Raw genomic sequence first — 17,100 nt, forward strand, 5'->3', positions numbered from 1 at the left:
GCGAAAAGCGCGGCGTCCCTCAACATTTTTGCGATGGTCATCATGAAGCTCGTAATCGGAGACAAGAACTACTCGTCGTGGTCGATGCGCCCTTGGGTGCTGATGACGCATTTCGGCCTGCCGTTCGACGAGGTGCTGATCGAGCTCGATCAGCCGGGCACGAAGGACGCGATTCTGGCGTTCTCGTCGTCGGGCAAGGTGCCGTGCCTCGTCACCGACGAAGGCGTGGCGGTGTGGGATTCGCTCGCGATCGCCGAAACGCTCGCCGAGCGCTTTCCGCAGCACGCGATGTGGCCGCGCGACGCGAACACGCGCGCGCAGGCGCGCAGCGTGAGTGCTGAAATGCACTCGGGCTTCGGCGAACTGCGCACGCACATGCCGATGTCGATCCGCACGATCAAGCCGGGTGCGGGCGCGACGCCCGGCGCGCTCGCCGATATCGCGCGCGTCGATGCGCTCTGGAACGCGTGCCTCGACGCGAACGGCGGCCCGTTCCTGTTCGGCGAATTCAGCATCGCCGACGCGATGTACGCGCCCGTGGTGATGCGCTTCAACAGCTACCAGCCGACGCTTTCGCCGCAGGCCGCCGCCTACGCGCAACGCGTCACGGCGCTGCCCGCCGTGGCCGCGTGGATCGACGCCGCGCGCCGCGAGACGCATCGCATCGGCCACGACGAACTCGACGATTCCGCAGCATGAAGATTTATGTCGTAGGCGGCGCGATCCGCGACGAGATGCTCGGCCTGCCGGTGCGCGACCGCGATTACGTCGTGGTCGGCGCAACGCCGGAGCAGATGGCCGCGCAGGGTTATCGTCCCGTCGGCAAGGACTTTCCGGTGTTTCTGCATCCGCAGACCCAGGAGGAGTACGCGCTCGCGCGCACCGAGCGCAAGACGGCGGCGGGCTATCACGGCTTCCAGTTCTTCTACGCGCCCGACGTGACGCTCGAAGAGGATCTCGCGCGGCGCGATCTCACGATCAACGCGATGGCGCGCGAGGTGCAGCCGGGCGGCGTGATGACCGGGCCGGTCGTCGATCCGTTCGGCGGCGCGAACGATTTGCGCGCGCGCGTGTTCCGTCATGTCAGCGATGCGTTTCTCGAAGATCCCGTGCGCATCCTGCGCGTGGCGCGCTTTGCCGCGCGTTTCGCCGATTTCACCGTCGCGCCTGAGACCATGACGCTGATGCGCGAGATGGTGAATTCGGGCGAGGTCGATGCGCTCGTGCCCGAACGCGTCTGGCAGGAAGTCTCGCGCGGGCTGATGGAAGCGAAGCCGTCGCGCATGTTCGAAGTGCTGCGCGAATGCGGCGCGCTCTCGCGCGTGCTGCCCGAAGTCGATGCGCTCTGGGGCGTGCCGCAGCGCGCCGACTATCACCCCGAAGTCGACACCGGCGTGCACGTGATGATGGTGATCGACCACGCGGCCGTGCAGGGCTACGCGCTGCCGGTGCGCTTCGCGGCGCTCACGCACGATCTCGGCAAGGCGACCACGCCCGAGGAGGTGTTGCCGCGCCATATCGGCCATGAAGGGCGCAGCGTCGATCTGCTCAAGCCGCTCTGCGACCGGCTGCGCGTGCCGAACGATTGCCGCGATCTCGCGGTGCTCGTCGCGCGCGAGCATGGCAACGTGCATCGCGTGATGGATATGGGTGCGGCCGCGCTCGTGCGGCTGTTCGAGCGCAGCGACGCGCTGCGCAAGCCCGCGCGTTTCGCCGAAGCGTTGCAGGCCTGCGAGTCGGATCTGCGCGGACGCCTGAACTGGGAGAACGCGCCGTATCCGCAGGCCGAGCGCTTGCGCGTGGCGCTGGTGGCGGCGCGTGGCGTCGATGCGGGCAAGATCGCCGGGGAGGTGACGGCGGCGGTTCAGGCGCACGGCAAGAGCGGCACGTCCGTGGCGGAGAAGATCAAGGACGCCGTGCACCGCGCGCGCGTCGATGCGGTGGAGGGCGCGCTCGCGGCGGCTTGAGTCTCGATCGACGCTTGCGGGAACGAAAAACGGCGCACGCGTGCGCCGTTTTTTTATGGGGCGGCGCGCGCCCGCTTCATCGCATCAAAGCGCGCGCACGAGAAACGACAGCGCCATCGACAGCACCAGCGTCGACATGAACGGCAGCGGATACTCACGGCCGAAGATCCGCAGCGTGACGTCGCCGGGCAACCGGCCGATGCCGAGCTTGCGCAGCCAGGGCTGGGCGCTCGACAAAATCGCGACGGCGATGAAGGTGGTCAGAAACCAGCGGATCATGTCGGGGCCGTGAGTGTAGAGAGGATCAGAGCGTGATTAGAGCGTGTGGCTGCGGTCGCCGCGCGCGAACGCCGCGAGGGTCGAGTCGATGCCGCGCGAGAACGCGATCACCTTGAACAGCTCGCCCATCTCCGCTTCGGAAACGAGTTTCTGCACCGCGTTCGCCGCGGGCATGAAACGCACGACATCGCTCGGGTCGATTTCGCCGAGCACGTCGGTGATGCCCGCGTTCATCAGAAAACGCGCCTGCGAGGTGTAGCCGAGCAGGTCCGCGCCGGTTTCCACGCCCGCCTGCGCGATGCCGGTGAATTCGACGTGCGCCGTGATGTCCTGCAAGCCGGGGTAGAGGAACGGATCGCCGTGCGCGCGGTGGCGGTAGTGGCACATCAGCGTGCCTTGCACGCGCTGCGGATGGTAATACTCGCCAGCCGGAAAGCCGTAGTCGATGAAGAACGCCGCGCCGCGCGCGAGCATCGCGCAGACCGTGCGCGTGAAGGCGAGCGCCGCTTCGTGCGTTTCCGCGACGTAATCCTCGCTGCCGTCGATCTGCGCGAGCACGCTGCCGGGCACGCTCGCGGCCCAATCCGCGTCGCCGCTGTGCGCGGGGCGGTCGGAGAACACGAAGGCGCCGGCGTCGTTTACGGCCACGCCGCGTTCGTGCCAGACGGCGTCCTTGCGCGCGAAGAGGCGCACGGGCATGGCGTCGAGCACCTCGTTGCCGATCACCACGCCTTCGAAGCTCTCGGGCAGCGCGTCGAGCCAGCGCACGCGCTCCGCCAGATGCGGCGCGAGCTTCGCGATGGTTTCGCGCTGACGCTCGCGCAATTCGCCCGACAGATCGACGATGGCGTACGAATCGAAGCGCACGCTCAGCGCTTCGAGCGCGAGCATCACGCCCGCCGCGAGACGGCCCGTGCCCGCGCCGAATTCCATCAGCGCGTGCGTGCCGCTTTTGTCGAGCGCTTCGGCGACGGCGCGCGCGAGCGTGGCCGAGAACAGCGGCGACATCTCGGGCGCGGTCACGAAGTCGCTGCCGTCGTCGGCGAGCAGGCCGAATTTGCGCGCGCCGCCGCTGTAATAGCCGAGGCCCGGCGCGTAGAGCGCGCGCTCCATGTAGCGGTCGAACGGCAGCCAGCCGCCCGCTGCGGCGAGTTTGGCGCGCAAGGTCGCGGCGAGCGCCTCGGACTGCGCGAGCGCGATCGGCTCGGGAACAGGTAAACTAGCGGGTTCGTGAGCTTTCGGATTCATCCCGGCATTGTAAATGAGCGCAACTTCCGGCATCGGCGCGCCTGAACGCGGCGCAGCGCAGACGGCGCATTCCGCTTCCGACCCCGCTAATACCACTGCGCCCGCGCGCGTGGTGCTGGTGACGGGCGGCGCGCGGCGCATCGGCCGGGCGTTTTCGCTGGGTTTCGCGGCGCACGGCTGGGACGTGGCGGTGCATTACGGCGACTCGCGCGAGGAAGCCGACGAAGTGGTCGCGGAAATCCGCGCACTGGGCCGTCGCGCGATTGCGCTGCACGCCGATCTGGCGAACGAGGCGCAGGTGGCGCGCCTCGTGCCCGATTGCACGGCCGCGCTCGGCAGGCCATCCTGTGTGCTGAACAACGCGTCGCGTTTCAGCGAGGACACGGCGCGCGACGTCGGCTACGAAAAGCTGCTGCAGCTCATGTCGATCAACGTGGGCGCGCCGCTCGTGCTGGCGCGCACGCTCTGGGAGGCCACGCCAGATGCCGCGGAGCACGACGAAGCGCTGCGCGCGTGCGTCATCAACGTGCTCGACCAGAAGCTGTACAACATGAATCCGGATTACCTGTCGTACACGCTGACGAAGGCCGCGCTCGCGAACGCCACCGTCGCGCTGGCCCAGGCGCTCGCGCCGAAGGTGCGCGTGGCGGGGCTCGCGCCCGGCCTCACGCTGCAATCCGGCGATCAGTCGCCGGCAGGTTTCGAGGCGGCGCACAAGGTGACGCCGCTGGGCCGTGCGTCGCGGCCCGAGGATCTGATCGACGCCGCGCTGTATCTCGCGCAGGCGCGCGGCGTGACCGGCACGACGCTCGTCGTCGACGGCGGCCAGCATCTCGTGCCGCTGCCGCGCGACGTGATGTTTTTGACGGGCGCCTGAGCGCTCTGATGCAGGGCTGAAGACCCACGCGCCTGCTGGCGTTCGCGAAAAACCGGTTGCGGGCGCAGCATGAATGCTCGGCACTGAAAAGCAACTAACTGCAAGACATTGCCGCGCGCCCGAAACGTTTTATCGCGGCCTTTTCCGCCTCGTCGCACCGCTCGCCCGAGCGCCCCGACAGTCTGGCAGAAGGACCGCGCGAATCTGACTGACCCGCATGGCGCAGCGCGCCTGCGCAGGTGCCTGAAACGCACGCTTTTATCGACTGGAACGAACATGTCCGCCGTACTCCTGCATCCCCGGCTCGCCGACTGCCGCCGGCTCTTTCTGCGCAACTACGAAGTCAACATCAACATCGGCGTGCACGACTTCGAAAAACGCGGCGAACAGCGCGTCGTGATCAACGTCGATCTGTACGTGCCGCTCGCGTCGACCACGCCGCGCGAGGACAAGCTGCGCGAAGTCGTCGATTACGACTACATGCGCGCGACGGTCGCGGCGCGCATCGGCCAGGGGCATATCCATCTGCAGGAAACCCTCGTCGACGACCTCGCCGCCGCGCTGCTCGCGCACGAGCAGGTGCGCGCGGTGCGCGTGTCGACCGAAAAGCCCGACGTCTATCCGGACTGCGACGCGGTGGGCGTCGAAGTCTTTCGCATCAAAGAGGACTGAGCCATGAACGCACCCGAAACGCTGCCCGTGGATCAGAACCAGGCTGAAGCGCCCGAAGCCGATACACCCGAAGCCGGCGGCCGCCAGGCGCTGACCAGGCGCGAGCAGAAAGAAGCCTACGAGAACAACAAGCTCTACAAGCGCATCGTGCGCCAGGTCGGCCAGGCGATCGGCGACTACAACATGATCGAGGACGGCGACAAGGTCATGGTCTGCCTGTCCGGCGGCAAGGACAGCTACGCCATGCTCGACGTGCTGATGCGCCTGCGCGAGCGCGCGCCGATCGACTTCGAGATCGTCGCGGTGAATCTCGACCAGAAGCAGCCGGGCTTCCCGGAGCACATCCTGCCCGCGTATCTCGACAAGATCGGCGTGCCGTATCACATCGAGAACCAGGACACCTACAGCATCGTCAAGCGCCTCGTGCCCGAGGGCAAGACCACGTGCTCGCTGTGCTCGCGTCTGCGCCGCGGCATTCTCTACCGCGTGGCGGGCGAGCTGGGCGCGACCAAGATCGCGCTCGGCCACCATCGCGACGACATCCTGCAAACGCTGCTGCTGAACATGTTCTACGGCGGCAAGCTCAAGGGCATGCCGCCCAAGCTGCAATCGGACGACGGCAAGAACATCGTGATCCGGCCGCTCGCCTACGTGAAGGAAGTCGATCTGGAAAAGTACGCGGAACTGCGCGAATTCCCGATCATTCCGTGCAACCTGTGCGGCAGCCAGCCGAACCTCAAGCGCGCCGAAATGAAGGCGCTGATCCGCGACTGGGACAAGCGCTTCCCGGGCCGCATCGAGAACATGTTCAATGCGCTCGGCAACGTCGTGCCCTCGCATCTGATGGACGCCTCGCTGTTCGGCTTCAAGGATCTGCGCGCGACCGGCGTCGAGGACCCGAACGGCGACATCGCCTTCGACGAAGAACCGTGCTCGACCGACACGCCCGCATCGAGCGAAGGCGCGACGCTCAAGTTCACGCCGCTCGACGATCTCTGATCGACGCGCGTTCAGAACGAATGCGATGCGCAATGCGCATCCGACCCCAGGCGGCCCGACGTGATCTCACGCGGGCCGTTTTTTCGTGCGGCGCAGGCGTGCGCGCGCGACGCGGGTTGCATGCGCGCAACGCGCTTGTAAAAGTGTGTACTAAACACGGGGAATCCGCGCCGAAGGCCTGTCCGCAAGGCGTCCGGCGCATACCCCCCATGCTAGAATCGATCGCTTCATTCCCACTCAAGTCACCGATGCAATGAACATCGTGATCCTCGCGGCAGGCATGGGCAAACGCATGCACTCCGCGCTGCCCAAAGTACTGCATCCGCTGGCTGGCAAGCCGCTTCTCTCGCACGTCATCGATACCGCCCGCACGCTGTCGCCCACGCGACTCGTCGTGGTGATCGGCCATGGCGGCGACGCCGTGCGTGCCGCCGTCGGCGCCCCCGATGTGCAGTTCGCGCTGCAGGAACAGCAGCTCGGCACCGGCCACGCGCTCGCGCAGGCGCTGCCGCTGCTCGATCCGTCGGTGCCCACGCTCGTGCTCTACGGCGACGTGCCGCTCACGCGCGCGTCCACGCTCAAGCGCCTGACCGACGCGGCGGGCGCGAACGCCTACGGCATTCTCACCGTCACGCTCGACGACCCGACCGGCTATGGCCGCATCGTGCGCGGCGCGACAGGCGAAGTCGTGCGCATCGTCGAGCAGAAAGACGCCGACGACGACGAACGCCTGATCGACGAGATCAACACCGGCATCGTCGTGACGCCCACGGCGCCGCTCGCGGGCTGGCTCGACGCGCTGAAGAACGACAACGCCCAGGGCGAGTATTACCTGACCGACGTGGTGGAATCCGCGATTGCCGCGGGTCACGCGGTCGTGACCACGCAGCCCGACGCCGAATGGGAAACGCTCGGCGTCAACAGCAAGCAGCAGCTCGCCGTGCTCGAACGCGTCTATCAGCGCAATGCCGCCGACACGCTGCTCGCGGGCGGCGTCACGCTCGCCGACCCGGCGCGCTTCGATCTGCGCGGCACGATCTCGTGCGGCCGCGACGTGTTCATCGACGTGAACTGCGTGTTCGAAGGCACGGTCACCATCGGCGACAACGTGCATATCGGCCCGAACTGCGTGATCCGCGATGCCGAGATCGGCGCGGGCACGCGCGTGGACGCCTACACGCACATCGAAAACGCCACCGTGGGCGCGAAGGCCGTGCTCGGTCCTTACGCGCGTCTGCGTCCGGGCGCGAAGCTCGCCGACGAAGTGCACGTCGGCAACTTCGTCGAAGTGAAGAACGCGAACATCGGCCTCGGCTCGAAGGCGAATCACCTGAGCTACGTGGGCGACGCGGATGTCGGCGCGGGCGTGAACATCGGCGCGGGCACCATCACCTGCAACTACGACGGCGCGAACAAGCATCGCACCGTGATCGAGGACCACGTGTTCGTGGGCTCGGATACGCAGCTCGTCGCGCCCGTGCGCGTGGGCCGCGGCGTGACCATCGCGGCGGGTACCACGGTCTGGAAGGACGTGCCGGCCGAGACGCTGGCGCTCAACGAGAAAACCCAGATCGCGAAAACCGGCTACGTTCGTCCGGTCAAGAAAAAAAGCTGAACGGCAGGACACTTCGGGCGCCGCGCCTTGAACACGCGCGCGGCGCCCCGCCTCTCATTGCAAAGGATCGAATTCCATGTGCGGCATCGTCGGCGCGGTAGCGCAACGTAACATCGTCCCCGTTCTTATCGAAGGACTGCGGCGGCTCGAATATCGCGGTTACGACTCGTGCGGCGTGGCCATCGTGACGGCCGAGGGCCCGCAGCGCGTACGCAGCGTCGCGCGCGTGGCCGAACTCGACGAGCAGGTGCGCGAGGCGCACTTCGAAGGCGTCACGGGCATCGCGCATACGCGCTGGGCCACGCACGGCGCACCGACCGTCAACAACGCGCACCCGATCTTCTCGCGCAACGCGCTGGCGATCGTGCACAACGGCATCATCGAGAACTACGAAACGCTGCGCGAAACGCTCAAGGGCCAGGGCTACGAGTTCGTCTCGCAGACCGATACCGAAGTCATCGCGCACCTGATTCACAGCCTGTACCGGGGCGATCTGTTCGCCGCCGTGCGCGAAGCCGTGCAGCAGCTCGCGGGCGCGTATGCAATCGGCGTCGTGCACAAGGATCAGCCGCATACGGTCGTGGGCGCGCGCGCGGGTTCGCCGCTCGTGGTCGGCTACGGCAAGGGCGAAAACTTCATCGCGTCCGACGCGCTCGCCATCGCGGGCAGCGCCGAGCGCGTGAGTTACCTCGAAGAAGGCGACGTCTGCGAAATCACGCTCGAAGGCGTGCGCATCGCCGACCGTCAGGGCAACATGGTCACGCGCGAGACGCGCGACGTGCAGGCTTACGGCGGCTACGGCGCCGAGGTCGAACTCGGGCCGTATCGCCACTACATGCAGAAGGAAATCTTCGAGCAGCCGCGCGCGATCTCCGACACGATCCCGGCCGCCGACGCCTTCGACACCGACCTGTTCGGCGAGAACGCGGGCGAGGTGTTCAAGGGCATCGACAGCATCCTGATTCTCGCGTGCGGCACGAGCTATTACGCGGGCCTCACGGCGAAGTACTGGCTCGAATCGGTCGCGAAGATCCGCACCGATGTGGAAATCGCGAGCGAGTATCGTTACCGCGAGTCGGTGCCGAATCCGCGCGCGCTGGTCGTCACGATTTCGCAGTCGGGCGAAACCGCCGACACGCTCGCGGCGCTCAAGCACGCGCAGTCGCTCGGCATGGCGCACACGCTGGCCGTCTGCAACGTCGCGACGAGCGCGATGGTGCGCCTCACCGAACTCAAGTTCCTCACACACGCGGGCCGCGAAATCGGCGTGGCGTCGACCAAGGCGTTCACCACGCAGCTCGTCGGCCTGTTCATCCTCGCGGTCACGCTCGGCAAGCTGCGCGGCCACGTGAGCGCGGAGCAGGAAGCCGCGTACCTGAAGCTGCTGCGCCATCTGCCCGCCGCGCTCAACGGCGTGCTCGCGCTGGAGCCGCAGATCATCGCGTGGTCGGAAGAGTTCGCGCGCAAGGAAAACGCGCTGTTCCTCGGCCGCGGGCTGCATTACCCGATCGCCCTTGAAGGCGCGCTCAAGCTGAAGGAAATCTCGTACATCCACGCGGAAGCGTATCCGGCGGGCGAACTCAAGCACGGCCCGCTCGCGCTCGTGACGGAAGCAATGCCGGTGGTCACGGTCGCGCCGAACGACGCGCTGCTGGAAAAGCTCAAGTCGAACATGCAGGAAGTGCGTGCGCGCGGCGGCCAGCTCTACGTGTTCGCCGACGCCGACACGCATATCACGAGCGAAGAGGGCATCCACGTGATCCGCATGCCGGAGCACTACGGCCTGCTTTCGCCGATCCTGCACGTGGTGCCGCTGCAGCTGCTCGCGTATCACACGGCCTGCGCGCGTGGCACCGACGTGGACAAGCCGCGTAATCTCGCGAAGTCGGTGACGGTGGAATAACGCGCGAGCGGCGGCTGCCGCAATTTGCTGCCTGAGAAGCGCCGGATGAAAATCCGGCGCTTTTTTATTGGTTTTTCGCTTCGTAGAGCGTGAAAACGCTTTGTTGATGCAGTGCGCATAGATCGTTTGCAGCGCGCCGGGTTTGGTGCAGACTGGCGCCAAATCGCTTTCCTCTGACAGATTGGGAAGCGAGCGATCGAGAGGACAAGGCGTCATGATTCGACTGGGATGGCTGGCCGCGCTGCTGATCTGCGTGGCGGCGCACGCGGGCAGCAACGAGGGCGGCAGTGGGGTGGACAGCAGCGCGGCAGCCGGCGGCGACACAAGCGTTGTCGCGAGTCCCGGCGCAGGCACCGGCGCCTGCACGCAAGCCTATGCCGCGCCGCTCGTCGATACGGTCCTCAGCGCCGATTCGATCCCGCACCCTCAGGGACGCGTCACCGACCTCACCAGCGCGCTCTCCAGCGCCTGCACGGCCGATCTCACGCGCCGTCTTGCCGCGTTCGAACAGCAGACCGGCGATCAGCTCGCCGTGCTGCTCGTGCCCAGCACCGGCGACGTCAGCATCGAGCAATACGCGACGCAGATCTTCGAGCAATGGAAGCTGGGGCAGAAGAAGGCCGACAACGGCATCCTGCTCGTGGCCGCGCTGCACGATCACCACGTGCGTATCGAAGTGGGCTACGGCCTCGAAGGCACGGTGCCCGATGTGATCGCGGGGCGCATCATCCGCGAGCGGATCGTGCCGGCGTTTCGCGACAACAACTTCGAAGCCGGCATCAGCGCGGCAGTCGACTCGCTGACGCAACGTCTGACCGATCCCGTGCAGACGGGCGCATCGACACCCGACGAGACGGCTGATGAATCCGCCGCGAGTTCGATGGCGAACTCCGCTGATTCCACGAATTCCGCCCACTCCAACGATTCCGTCGACCCGGCCACCGCCGCAGCGCGCCCGCCGCCGATGTTGGCGCCGCCTTCGCGCTACGACGGACCGCTCTTGTGGTTCGGGCTGGCCTTCGCGAATCTGCTGCTGGGTGTCGTTGGCGGGCGGGTCTACAAAACACGGCGTGCGCAGGCGAAAGCCGATGCCGAAGCAGCCAGCCGCGATCGGGAGTCGAACGATCAGGTAATCAAAAACGCAACTAACAACATAGGCAAAGAGACGAATAACAGCAGCCGGCAACGCCGGCGGCGGCGGGGCGTCGAACTCGACTTCCCAATCTGGCCGTTGGTATCGGGTTTCGTTGCCACCATGCTGTTTCTGATCGTCTGGCTGCCGCCTCGCTCCGACGACCTCCGCTTGCTGCCAATGTTGGGCGCTTGCGTCGGCTTCGTGCCGTGCGCGCTTGGAATCGGCCTCTATCTTTCCAGGCGAGTCCGCAAATGGTCGGCAATCTTCGCGGCCATCTACGCCGTGGTGACGGGCTTCGTGTGCGCAACCGGCGTCGGCTTTGTCCACGCGCTCGGCACCGCGGCGGTCGTCGTGTTGCTCGGATCCATGGCGATCATCTGGATCGCCGCGAAGATCATGGGCGTCGATACGTCGTCGAACTCGTCGTCATCGTGGTCGTGGTTCGGCAAACGCTCCCGCTCGTCGAACGACGATTCCGGCTGGGGCGGTGGTGGCGGTTCGAGCGGTGGCGGCGGCGCTTCGGGCAACTGGTGACACGCGCGCGCAACGCACTCGACGCACGCACAAACGGATTTTTCTCAACTCGCCCGCAACGGGCTTTCGACAGGAATTGAACTCATGAAGTGGCTGCGCATTTTGCTGGCTTGTCTGATCCTCGCACCGCTCGCGGGCTGCGGCTACAACGCGATCCAGTCGTCGGACGAAGATGTGAATGCGGCGTGGTCGGAAGTGCTGAACCAGTATCAGCGACGCGCCGATCTGGTGCCGAACCTCGCCGCTGCCGTGAAGGGCTACGCCGCGCACGAGCAGAGCGTGCTGACGCAGGTGGCGCAGGCGCGCGCGAGCGTCGGCAGCGTGCAGATGACGCCGCAGATGGCGAAAGATCCGAATGCGCTCGCGGCGTTCGATATGCGGCAGGGCGAGCTGACGAACGCGCTGAGCCGCCTGATGGTGGTGTCGGAGAACTATCCGCAACTGAAGGCGGACAAGCTGTTTCAGGATCTGCAGGTGCAGCTTGAAGGCACGGAGAACCGCATCACCGTGGCGCGCGGCCGCTATATCCTCGCGGTGCAGCAGTACAACGTGCAGATTCGCCAGTTTCCCGGCGTGATCATGGCGAAGGCGTTCGGCTATCAGCCTCGGCCCAACTTCAGCGTCGCGAACGAGCTGGCGATCTCGACCGCGCCGAAGCTCGACTTCTCGTCGCCCGGCGCGCAGCCGCCCGCTTCGCAGGCCGCCGCGCAATAAGCGTCAGCGGCGCCGCGATGGGCCTCAATCGTCGTCGTCGCCGTGGTGATGCTTGTACCAGCCGCGATGACGGCCGTGATCGTGCCAGCGGCGGTCGTCGTCGTGATCCCAGCCGTCCTCGCGGTAGCCGTAGCCATAGCCATACGCGGGCGCGGCGTACGCGACCGGCGCTTCCTGGTAGATCACGGGCGGCGGCGGCGCAGCGTAGACCGGCGCGACCGGCACGCCCAGCATCACGTTGAAGTCCGTATGCGCCGACGCCACGCCCGATGCGGCGGCGAGGCTCAGCCCCATAGCGGTCAGAATCAATGCGCGTTTCATGGTGTATCCGTCCATCGTCTCGTAGGAATCGGACGCGCGATGCGTCCGTGATGGCGCGATACTAGAAAATGGAACCGTTCCAGGGTGAAACGCAGAAGTCTCGGCTGTAACCGTCTGTAAAGCGTGCGCCATAATGGCGGCCACTGAGTCAAGGAGGCGTACGTGCCCGAATTGCAATCATCCCTGCCGCGCCTGTTCGTGTTTTCCGGCGCGGGTCTGTCGGCGGAAAGCGGCATCTCCACGTTCCGCACCGGCGACGGCATCTGGACGCGCCACAGCATCGACGAAGTCTGCAACTACCTCACGTGGCGGCGCAATCGTCCGGCGGTGTTCCGCTTCTACAACCAGCGCATCGCCGAATGCGCGGACGCGCGTCCCAACGAGGCGCACAAGCTGCTCGCGCAATGGCAGGACACGTGGGGCACGGAGCGCGTGCATCTGATCACGCAGAACATCGACGACATGCTGGAGCAGGCCGGCGCGCGCCAGGTCACGCATCTGCACGGCGACATGATCTCGCTGCTCTGCACCGATTGTGACTATCGCTTCCCGACGCGCGGCGCGGGTCTCGATGCGGGCGCGGCGTGCCCGTCGTGCGGCGAGGTCGAAGGCGTGAAGCCGGGCGTGGTGTTCTTCAACGAGGCTGCTCCCGAGTACGAAACGCTCTGGCGCATCCAGCAGTCGATGAACGACAACGATCTGTTTATCGCCATCGGCACCGCGTTCGAGGTGATTCCGCCCGAGCGTCTGCTGCCGCCCACGCGCTATGGCCAGCACGTGCGCAATTTTCTCGTCGATCCGTCGCCGCGCCGCACGGAGTTTTTCGGCGTCGTCGAAAGCGAGCCCGCGACCGTGGGCCTGCGCAATCTCGAAGACACCATCGCGGGCATGATGAACGGCGGCTGACGCACGCGTCGTGTGTCTCGTGTCATACGCCATCGGGCGTGCGGGCTTCGCGGCCGCACGCCTTTTTTATTGCGGAATCGAATCATGAACATTTCGAAGCAGATCGTCGGCTATCTGAAGTCGCGCGGACTCGTGCTCGCGAGTCTCGAAACCTGCACGGCCGGGCATATCGCGACGATGCTCGCCGAACTGCCCGGCGCGGAAAGCTGTCTCGACGTCGCGCTGATCGCGCACACGCGTGCGGCGCTCGCGCGCTTGCCGGGCATCGAGCCGTTGGCGATCGCCAACGGACCCGGCGATGCCGCGCAAAACGAAGCGTTGGCGCGTGCTTTGGCCGAAGCGTTGCTGGTCCAGCGTGCGGTAGGCAGGGAAGGGGCGAACGTGGCGCTCGCGAGCGTCGGCTGGCTCAGCGTGGGGCAGGACGGACGCGCGGCGGCGGCGCATGGCTTGGCATGGGCGTGCAGGCAACGCGACGGTGTGTCGAGCGCGAGCGAGACGGTGCTGTTCACGGGGCGCGGTGCGGAGGTCAAGCGCTCGATTGCGCGACGCGCGCTGCTCGGGCTGCCACGTTTTGTCGATTCGCTGGCCCTTGCGCGTTGACGCGCTAAGCGTGCGTCGCGCGATTCGCGCCCTGGCTGCGCTTTATCCTCTTAGAGATATCAATAAATATATGTATACGTAGTAACAGTTAACAAGCCCTGGCATTTCCTGTGGATAACGCGGTATTTCTTTTTGCGTTCAATTCGATGCGAGATGGACAGCCATGCGGACAATCGATGGATGCGCGCGGAATGGTGCGGATAACTTTTTCGGCTTTTCCCGCTCACGCCAGGTTATCAAGAATCCATCCACAGACGATTCGCCAGGTCGTCCCCAGTTTGTCCAGAGCTTCCCGTGGATAACTTCGCGCGAACGTGAATGGCGGTGTGAAGTTATCCACGCGAAGCACGATGTGAAGCGCGACATAAAACGCGCGGATAAAAAAAGCGCTGCCCGCAGGCAGCGCTTTTTTGCTCGAACGTTCGCGTGCGCGACGCGTGTTCAGGCCACGAATTCAGGCCGGTTCAGCGGGCTGGGTTGCCGGTGTCCTGGCCTGATCGATGGCCGATTCGGCGTTCCGGCGCGTGGGCAACAACTGGCAGGCGAGCAGACCGGCGAGCATCAGCACGCAGCCCATGAGCGCGCGCGTGGTGAGCGTTTCGCCGAGCGCGGCCCAGCCCGCGAGCGCCGCGAACACGCCTTCCATGCTGAAGATGACGGCGGCGTGCGCGGGCGTGGCGTCGCGTTGCGCGACCACCTGGATCGTGTAGCCCACGCCCACGGAGAGCGCGCCGCCATAAAGAATCGCGGGCGCCGCGCGCAGGAGATCGGCGAGACGCAGCGGTTCGATGGCGAGGCCGATCGCGAGACACGCGAGGCCGCAGGCCACGAACTGCGCGATCGACAGCGCGAGCGGATCGTGACGCGGCGCGTAATGGCTCACGAGCATCACCTGAATGCTGATCACGAGCGCACAGCCGAGCTGATACCAGTCGCCGTACATGATCGAGAAATGCTCGTTGATGCTGAGCAGGTAGAGCCCGACGGCCGCGAGCGCCGCGCCGATCCATGTGCCGGGGCCGGTGCGATGGCGCAGCAGCACGCCCAGCATCGGCACGATGACGACATAAAGCGAGCTGATGAAGCCTGCATTGGCGATTTTCGTGTAGCGAAGGCCGATCTGCTGCAAGGAGATCGCGACCGCGAGCACGAGGCCGAGCACGGCGCCGTCGCGCAGCAGGGCGGCGTCGAAAAGCGGGCGCGCCGCGGCGGCGGATGGCGCGCGGCCGTCAGCGATGCCCGCACCGCGCGCGCGCCGCAGCGCGAACACGAACACCGACACGACGAGCGCGCCCAGCAGGAAGCGGATGCCGGTAAAGAGGAACGGGCCGATGGCGTCGAGGCTCAGGCGCTGGGCAACGAAGGCGGAGCCCCAGATCATGGCGGCGGCCAGCATCAGCAGGTTGGCGCGCAGGTGTTGGCGGGAGGCGGAGTTCAAGCGGCAATCTCGGTTCGGGCGGGGAGCGTGTGCGGCGCCCGGCAGACTTCATGCGGATGATGCGTGGCGAAAGCGCACGGAGCGCAGCGAGCGAGGGGAACGCAGGGAGTCCACACGCAGGCGCGCACAACAAAACACAATGAAACGGACGTGCGAAATCCCGATCGTATCCGAACTGAAAGCCAGTTGTCTCCCGGAAAATACACCGCCCCGTTTGCGGATGACAAACCGCCTGGGCTGCGTGATACTGCTTCGCGCGAAACGCCCGCCCAGATCGGCCAGCGGAGCGAATCGCCAGTACGCAGTGCCCATTTACAACGTGCCGGTCATATTTGTCAGGTTTGGGGAACATCAGATGAAAAAGACTCTCGCCTCGCTTATCGCAGCATCCGTCGCACTGATTTCGGTTTCGGCTATTGCCCAGGAAGCTTCGGCGCCCGCCGCTGCCGCACCGGCAGCCAGCGCACCGGCCAAGGCCAAGAAGCATCACAAGGAGCTCAAGCACCATGGCAAGCGCGCCAAGGTCGAGGAAGCCGCTTCGGCTGCCGGCACGAGCGACAAGGGCACGCAGAACTAAGCGGCTGCGCGGCTTGTCCGCGTGACGCAGTCCTTGCAGCAAAGAAAAAAGCCAGAGCATTGCTCTGGCTTTTTTTGTCCCTTTTTATTGCGTGCGGCTTACTTCGCGAGGCCGGCTTCGAGCAGTTCGGTCAGCAGACCCGTCATGCCTTCGGGATGCTGCTCGGCGCGCGTCTTGAGCTTCGCCACGAGATCGGCGTTGAGCTTGCAGGCGAACGGCACGAGACCCGCGGCCTGATCGAGCTTGCGCTGCTCGCGGCGGTCGAGCGGCGCGTCGGACGAAGCCTTGCCGAAGCGGTCGGGGCTGGCCTTGTGGGTGCTTTGCATCAATTTCAGCGCCTTGTTTTTCTCAAGGTCGAACTTCTTCATGGCCATGGTTGCGGCTCCAGAGTTGGGCGGTGGCGCGCATTGTACGCAAACCCGAACGCGCGTCCATCGCGGCGCTTGGCTCGGGTTGTTCAGTTCGCTCAGGTTGCTCAGGTTGTTCAGGTTGGTAGAGCGGTGCCGTCTCCGGCGGCGGGTTCGTCGGTGGAGGGGAGTTCGGTCGTCGGCTTGCCCGTGACGTCGTCGATCAGCGTGCGCATGCGGCGCCAGTGCGAGCCTTCCCAGAACACGCGCCGGCAAACGTCGCAGGTCACGAAGCGCGTATGGCGCTCGAATACGCCGGGCGGCACGCGCGCGCTGACCTCGTCGCGCGCGATGCGCCGCAGCGGCGCGTTGCACATCAGACACAGCCGGAACGGCCGCGCGCTCGCGGCCAGATCGAGCCGCTCGACCATTTCGTCGAGTTGCGCGCGCGGCTTGAGCGCGCGCACGTAGCAGCCGTGCGTGATGCCGCGCCGCTTGAGCAACTCGCGGTCGCGCGTGAGGACGATGCGGTGTTCGGCGGCGGCCAGCGCCTCGATGGCGTCGTCGGCGAAATGGTTGTCGTAGAGCGTGTCGAAGCCCGCGAGCCGCAGCAGCTGCGCGAGGCCGCCCAGATGCGCGTCGGCGATGAAGCGCGGCTCGCGCAGCGGCGCGGCGCGCACGCGCAGCAAGGGGCGGATATCGAGCGCCTCGAACTTCGGATAGACGGCCACGCGGTCGCCGTCGGCGAGCGGATGCTCGAAACCCACCGATTCGCCGTTCACGAGAATCAGCTCGACTTCGGTGTGCGGCACGCCGAGCGCTTCGATCATGTGCTTGGCCGTGGCGTCGCGCGCGCACGCGCAGCGGAAGTCGCGCCGGCGCAGCGGTCTCGCGAGGAAGTCGTTGAGCTCCTCGTAAAAGCGGAAGGTGGCGGTGACGGCGGGGCGCATGCCGGCCAGTATGGCACT

The 17,100-nt window shown here is 66.1% G+C and carries 18 protein-coding genes; 12 read left to right on the plus strand and 6 right to left on the minus strand.

The window, feature by feature from the left end; translation table 11 throughout:
• Positions 1 to 42 precede the first annotated feature (42 nt).
• The gene (locus LDO54_RS32385; RefSeq protein ID WP_224015798.1) at positions 43 to 699 is read left to right on the plus strand and encodes a glutathione S-transferase family protein; all 657 of its coding nucleotides are present in this window, start codon (positions 43 to 45) and stop codon (positions 697 to 699) included.
• The gene (locus LDO54_RS32390; protein ID WP_224015801.1) at positions 696 to 1,967 is read left to right on the plus strand and encodes a multifunctional CCA addition/repair protein; all 1,272 of its coding nucleotides are present in this window, start codon (positions 696 to 698) and stop codon (positions 1,965 to 1,967) included. Before LDO54_RS32385 ends, LDO54_RS32390 begins: the two co-directional genes overlap by 4 nt.
• An 84-nt stretch (positions 1,968 to 2,051) precedes the next feature.
• Here LDO54_RS32390 and LDO54_RS32395 read toward each other — a convergent pair whose 3' ends face one another.
• Entirely contained in the window at positions 2,052 to 2,246 is a 195-nt protein-coding gene (locus LDO54_RS32395; protein ID WP_224015803.1) for a DUF2905 domain-containing protein, read from the minus strand.
• A gap of 36 nt (positions 2,247 to 2,282) precedes the next feature.
• Positions 2,283 to 3,494: a class I SAM-dependent methyltransferase gene (locus LDO54_RS32400; protein WP_224015805.1), complete on the minus strand. Its 1,212-nt coding sequence runs from the start codon at positions 3,492 to 3,494 to the stop codon at positions 2,283 to 2,285.
• A gap of 13 nt (positions 3,495 to 3,507) precedes the next feature.
• Here LDO54_RS32400 and LDO54_RS32405 point away from each other — a divergent pair, with 13 nt between their 5' ends.
• From LDO54_RS32405 to LDO54_RS32435, 7 genes are all read left to right on the plus strand, one after another.
• Entirely contained in the window at positions 3,508 to 4,371 is an 864-nt protein-coding gene (locus LDO54_RS32405) for an SDR family oxidoreductase (RefSeq protein WP_224015807.1), read from the plus strand.
• A gap of 276 nt (positions 4,372 to 4,647) precedes the next feature.
• Positions 4,648 to 5,043: a dihydroneopterin aldolase gene (locus LDO54_RS32410; RefSeq protein ID WP_065061120.1), complete on the plus strand. Its 396-nt coding sequence runs from the start codon at positions 4,648 to 4,650 to the stop codon at positions 5,041 to 5,043.
• Positions 5,044 to 5,046: 3 nt separating this feature from the next.
• On the plus strand, positions 5,047 to 6,042 hold the full coding sequence (gene ttcA, locus LDO54_RS32415; RefSeq protein ID WP_224015810.1) for a tRNA 2-thiocytidine(32) synthetase TtcA: 996 nt from the start codon (positions 5,047 to 5,049) through the stop codon (positions 6,040 to 6,042).
• A 253-nt stretch (positions 6,043 to 6,295) separates the two neighbouring features.
• Positions 6,296 to 7,657, plus strand: coding sequence for a bifunctional UDP-N-acetylglucosamine diphosphorylase/glucosamine-1-phosphate N-acetyltransferase GlmU (gene glmU, locus LDO54_RS32420; protein ID WP_224015814.1), 1,362 nt, complete (start codon positions 6,296 to 6,298; stop codon positions 7,655 to 7,657).
• A gap of 76 nt (positions 7,658 to 7,733) precedes the next feature.
• Positions 7,734 to 9,560 (plus strand): glutamine--fructose-6-phosphate transaminase (isomerizing), encoded by a 1,827-nt coding sequence (gene glmS / locus LDO54_RS32425; RefSeq protein WP_224015816.1) that lies wholly within the window; start codon positions 7,734 to 7,736, stop codon positions 9,558 to 9,560.
• 145 nt (positions 9,561 to 9,705) lie between these two features.
• On the plus strand, positions 9,706 to 11,229 hold the full coding sequence (locus tag LDO54_RS32430; RefSeq protein ID WP_224015902.1) for a TPM domain-containing protein: 1,524 nt from the start codon (positions 9,706 to 9,708) through the stop codon (positions 11,227 to 11,229).
• A gap of 84 nt (positions 11,230 to 11,313) precedes the next feature.
• Complete coding sequence (locus LDO54_RS32435; RefSeq protein WP_224015819.1) at positions 11,314 to 11,943, plus strand: LemA family protein; 630 nt, start codon at positions 11,314 to 11,316, stop codon at positions 11,941 to 11,943.
• Between the two features lie 24 nt (positions 11,944 to 11,967).
• Here the strand turns inward: LDO54_RS32435 and LDO54_RS32440 are convergent, their stop codons facing one another.
• On the minus strand, positions 11,968 to 12,264 hold the full coding sequence (locus tag LDO54_RS32440; protein ID WP_224015823.1) for a hypothetical protein: 297 nt from the start codon (positions 12,262 to 12,264) through the stop codon (positions 11,968 to 11,970).
• Between the two features lie 162 nt (positions 12,265 to 12,426).
• On the opposite strand from LDO54_RS32440, the gene LDO54_RS32445 reads away from it, so the two are divergent.
• Positions 12,427 to 13,170, plus strand: coding sequence for an SIR2 family NAD-dependent protein deacylase (locus LDO54_RS32445; protein ID WP_224015824.1), 744 nt, complete (start codon positions 12,427 to 12,429; stop codon positions 13,168 to 13,170).
• An 84-nt stretch (positions 13,171 to 13,254) separates the two neighbouring features.
• Entirely contained in the window at positions 13,255 to 13,770 is a 516-nt protein-coding gene (locus LDO54_RS32450; protein ID WP_224015826.1) for a CinA family protein, read from the plus strand.
• Between the two features lie 454 nt (positions 13,771 to 14,224).
• Here the strand turns inward: LDO54_RS32450 and LDO54_RS32455 are convergent, their stop codons facing one another.
• The gene (locus tag LDO54_RS32455; protein WP_224015828.1) at positions 14,225 to 15,208 is read right to left on the minus strand and encodes a DMT family transporter; all 984 of its coding nucleotides are present in this window, start codon (positions 15,206 to 15,208) and stop codon (positions 14,225 to 14,227) included.
• 355 nt (positions 15,209 to 15,563) lie between these two features.
• Here LDO54_RS32455 and LDO54_RS32460 point away from each other — a divergent pair, with 355 nt between their 5' ends.
• Positions 15,564 to 15,785, plus strand: coding sequence for a hypothetical protein (locus LDO54_RS32460; protein ID WP_224015830.1), 222 nt, complete (start codon positions 15,564 to 15,566; stop codon positions 15,783 to 15,785).
• A gap of 98 nt (positions 15,786 to 15,883) precedes the next feature.
• Here the strand turns inward: LDO54_RS32460 and LDO54_RS32465 are convergent, their stop codons facing one another.
• Together LDO54_RS32465 and LDO54_RS32470 are read right to left on the minus strand one after the other, a co-directional pair.
• On the minus strand, positions 15,884 to 16,159 hold the full coding sequence (locus LDO54_RS32465; RefSeq protein WP_224015833.1) for a hypothetical protein: 276 nt from the start codon (positions 16,157 to 16,159) through the stop codon (positions 15,884 to 15,886).
• Positions 16,160 to 16,269: 110 nt separating this feature from the next.
• The gene (locus LDO54_RS32470) at positions 16,270 to 17,082 is read right to left on the minus strand and encodes a Mut7-C RNAse domain-containing protein (RefSeq protein ID WP_224015835.1); all 813 of its coding nucleotides are present in this window, start codon (positions 17,080 to 17,082) and stop codon (positions 16,270 to 16,272) included.
• Positions 17,083 to 17,100 lie beyond the last annotated feature (18 nt).

This window comes from Paraburkholderia tropica (assembly GCF_914484835.1).
GTDB lineage: Bacteria > Pseudomonadota > Gammaproteobacteria > Burkholderiales > Burkholderiaceae > Paraburkholderia > Paraburkholderia tropica_A.

Bases quoted from the DNA above. Each gene is read 5' to 3' on its own strand.
- LDO54_RS32385 (WP_224015798.1), top strand. From the start codon at position 43: ATGAAGCTCGTAATCGGAGACAAGAACTACTCGTCGTGGTCGATGCGC.
- LDO54_RS32390 (WP_224015801.1), top strand. From the start codon at position 696: ATGAAGATTTATGTCGTAGGCGGCGCGATCCGCGACGAGATGCTCGGC.
- LDO54_RS32395 (WP_224015803.1), bottom strand. From the start codon at position 2,246: ATGATCCGCTGGTTTCTGACCACCTTCATCGCCGTCGCGATTTTGTCG.
- LDO54_RS32400 (WP_224015805.1), bottom strand. From the start codon at position 3,494: ATGAATCCGAAAGCTCACGAACCCGCTAGTTTACCTGTTCCCGAGCCG.
- LDO54_RS32405 (WP_224015807.1), top strand. From the start codon at position 3,508: ATGAGCGCAACTTCCGGCATCGGCGCGCCTGAACGCGGCGCAGCGCAG.
- LDO54_RS32410 (WP_065061120.1), top strand. From the start codon at position 4,648: ATGTCCGCCGTACTCCTGCATCCCCGGCTCGCCGACTGCCGCCGGCTC.
- ttcA (WP_224015810.1), top strand. From the start codon at position 5,047: ATGAACGCACCCGAAACGCTGCCCGTGGATCAGAACCAGGCTGAAGCG.
- glmU (WP_224015814.1), top strand. From the start codon at position 6,296: ATGAACATCGTGATCCTCGCGGCAGGCATGGGCAAACGCATGCACTCC.
- glmS (WP_224015816.1), top strand. From the start codon at position 7,734: ATGTGCGGCATCGTCGGCGCGGTAGCGCAACGTAACATCGTCCCCGTT.
- LDO54_RS32435 (WP_224015819.1), top strand. From the start codon at position 11,314: ATGAAGTGGCTGCGCATTTTGCTGGCTTGTCTGATCCTCGCACCGCTC.
- LDO54_RS32440 (WP_224015823.1), bottom strand. From the start codon at position 12,264: ATGAAACGCGCATTGATTCTGACCGCTATGGGGCTGAGCCTCGCCGCC.
- LDO54_RS32450 (WP_224015826.1), top strand. From the start codon at position 13,255: ATGAACATTTCGAAGCAGATCGTCGGCTATCTGAAGTCGCGCGGACTC.
- LDO54_RS32460 (WP_224015830.1), top strand. From the start codon at position 15,564: ATGAAAAAGACTCTCGCCTCGCTTATCGCAGCATCCGTCGCACTGATT.
- LDO54_RS32465 (WP_224015833.1), bottom strand. From the start codon at position 16,159: ATGGCCATGAAGAAGTTCGACCTTGAGAAAAACAAGGCGCTGAAATTG.
- LDO54_RS32470 (WP_224015835.1), bottom strand. From the start codon at position 17,082: ATGCGCCCCGCCGTCACCGCCACCTTCCGCTTTTACGAGGAGCTCAAC.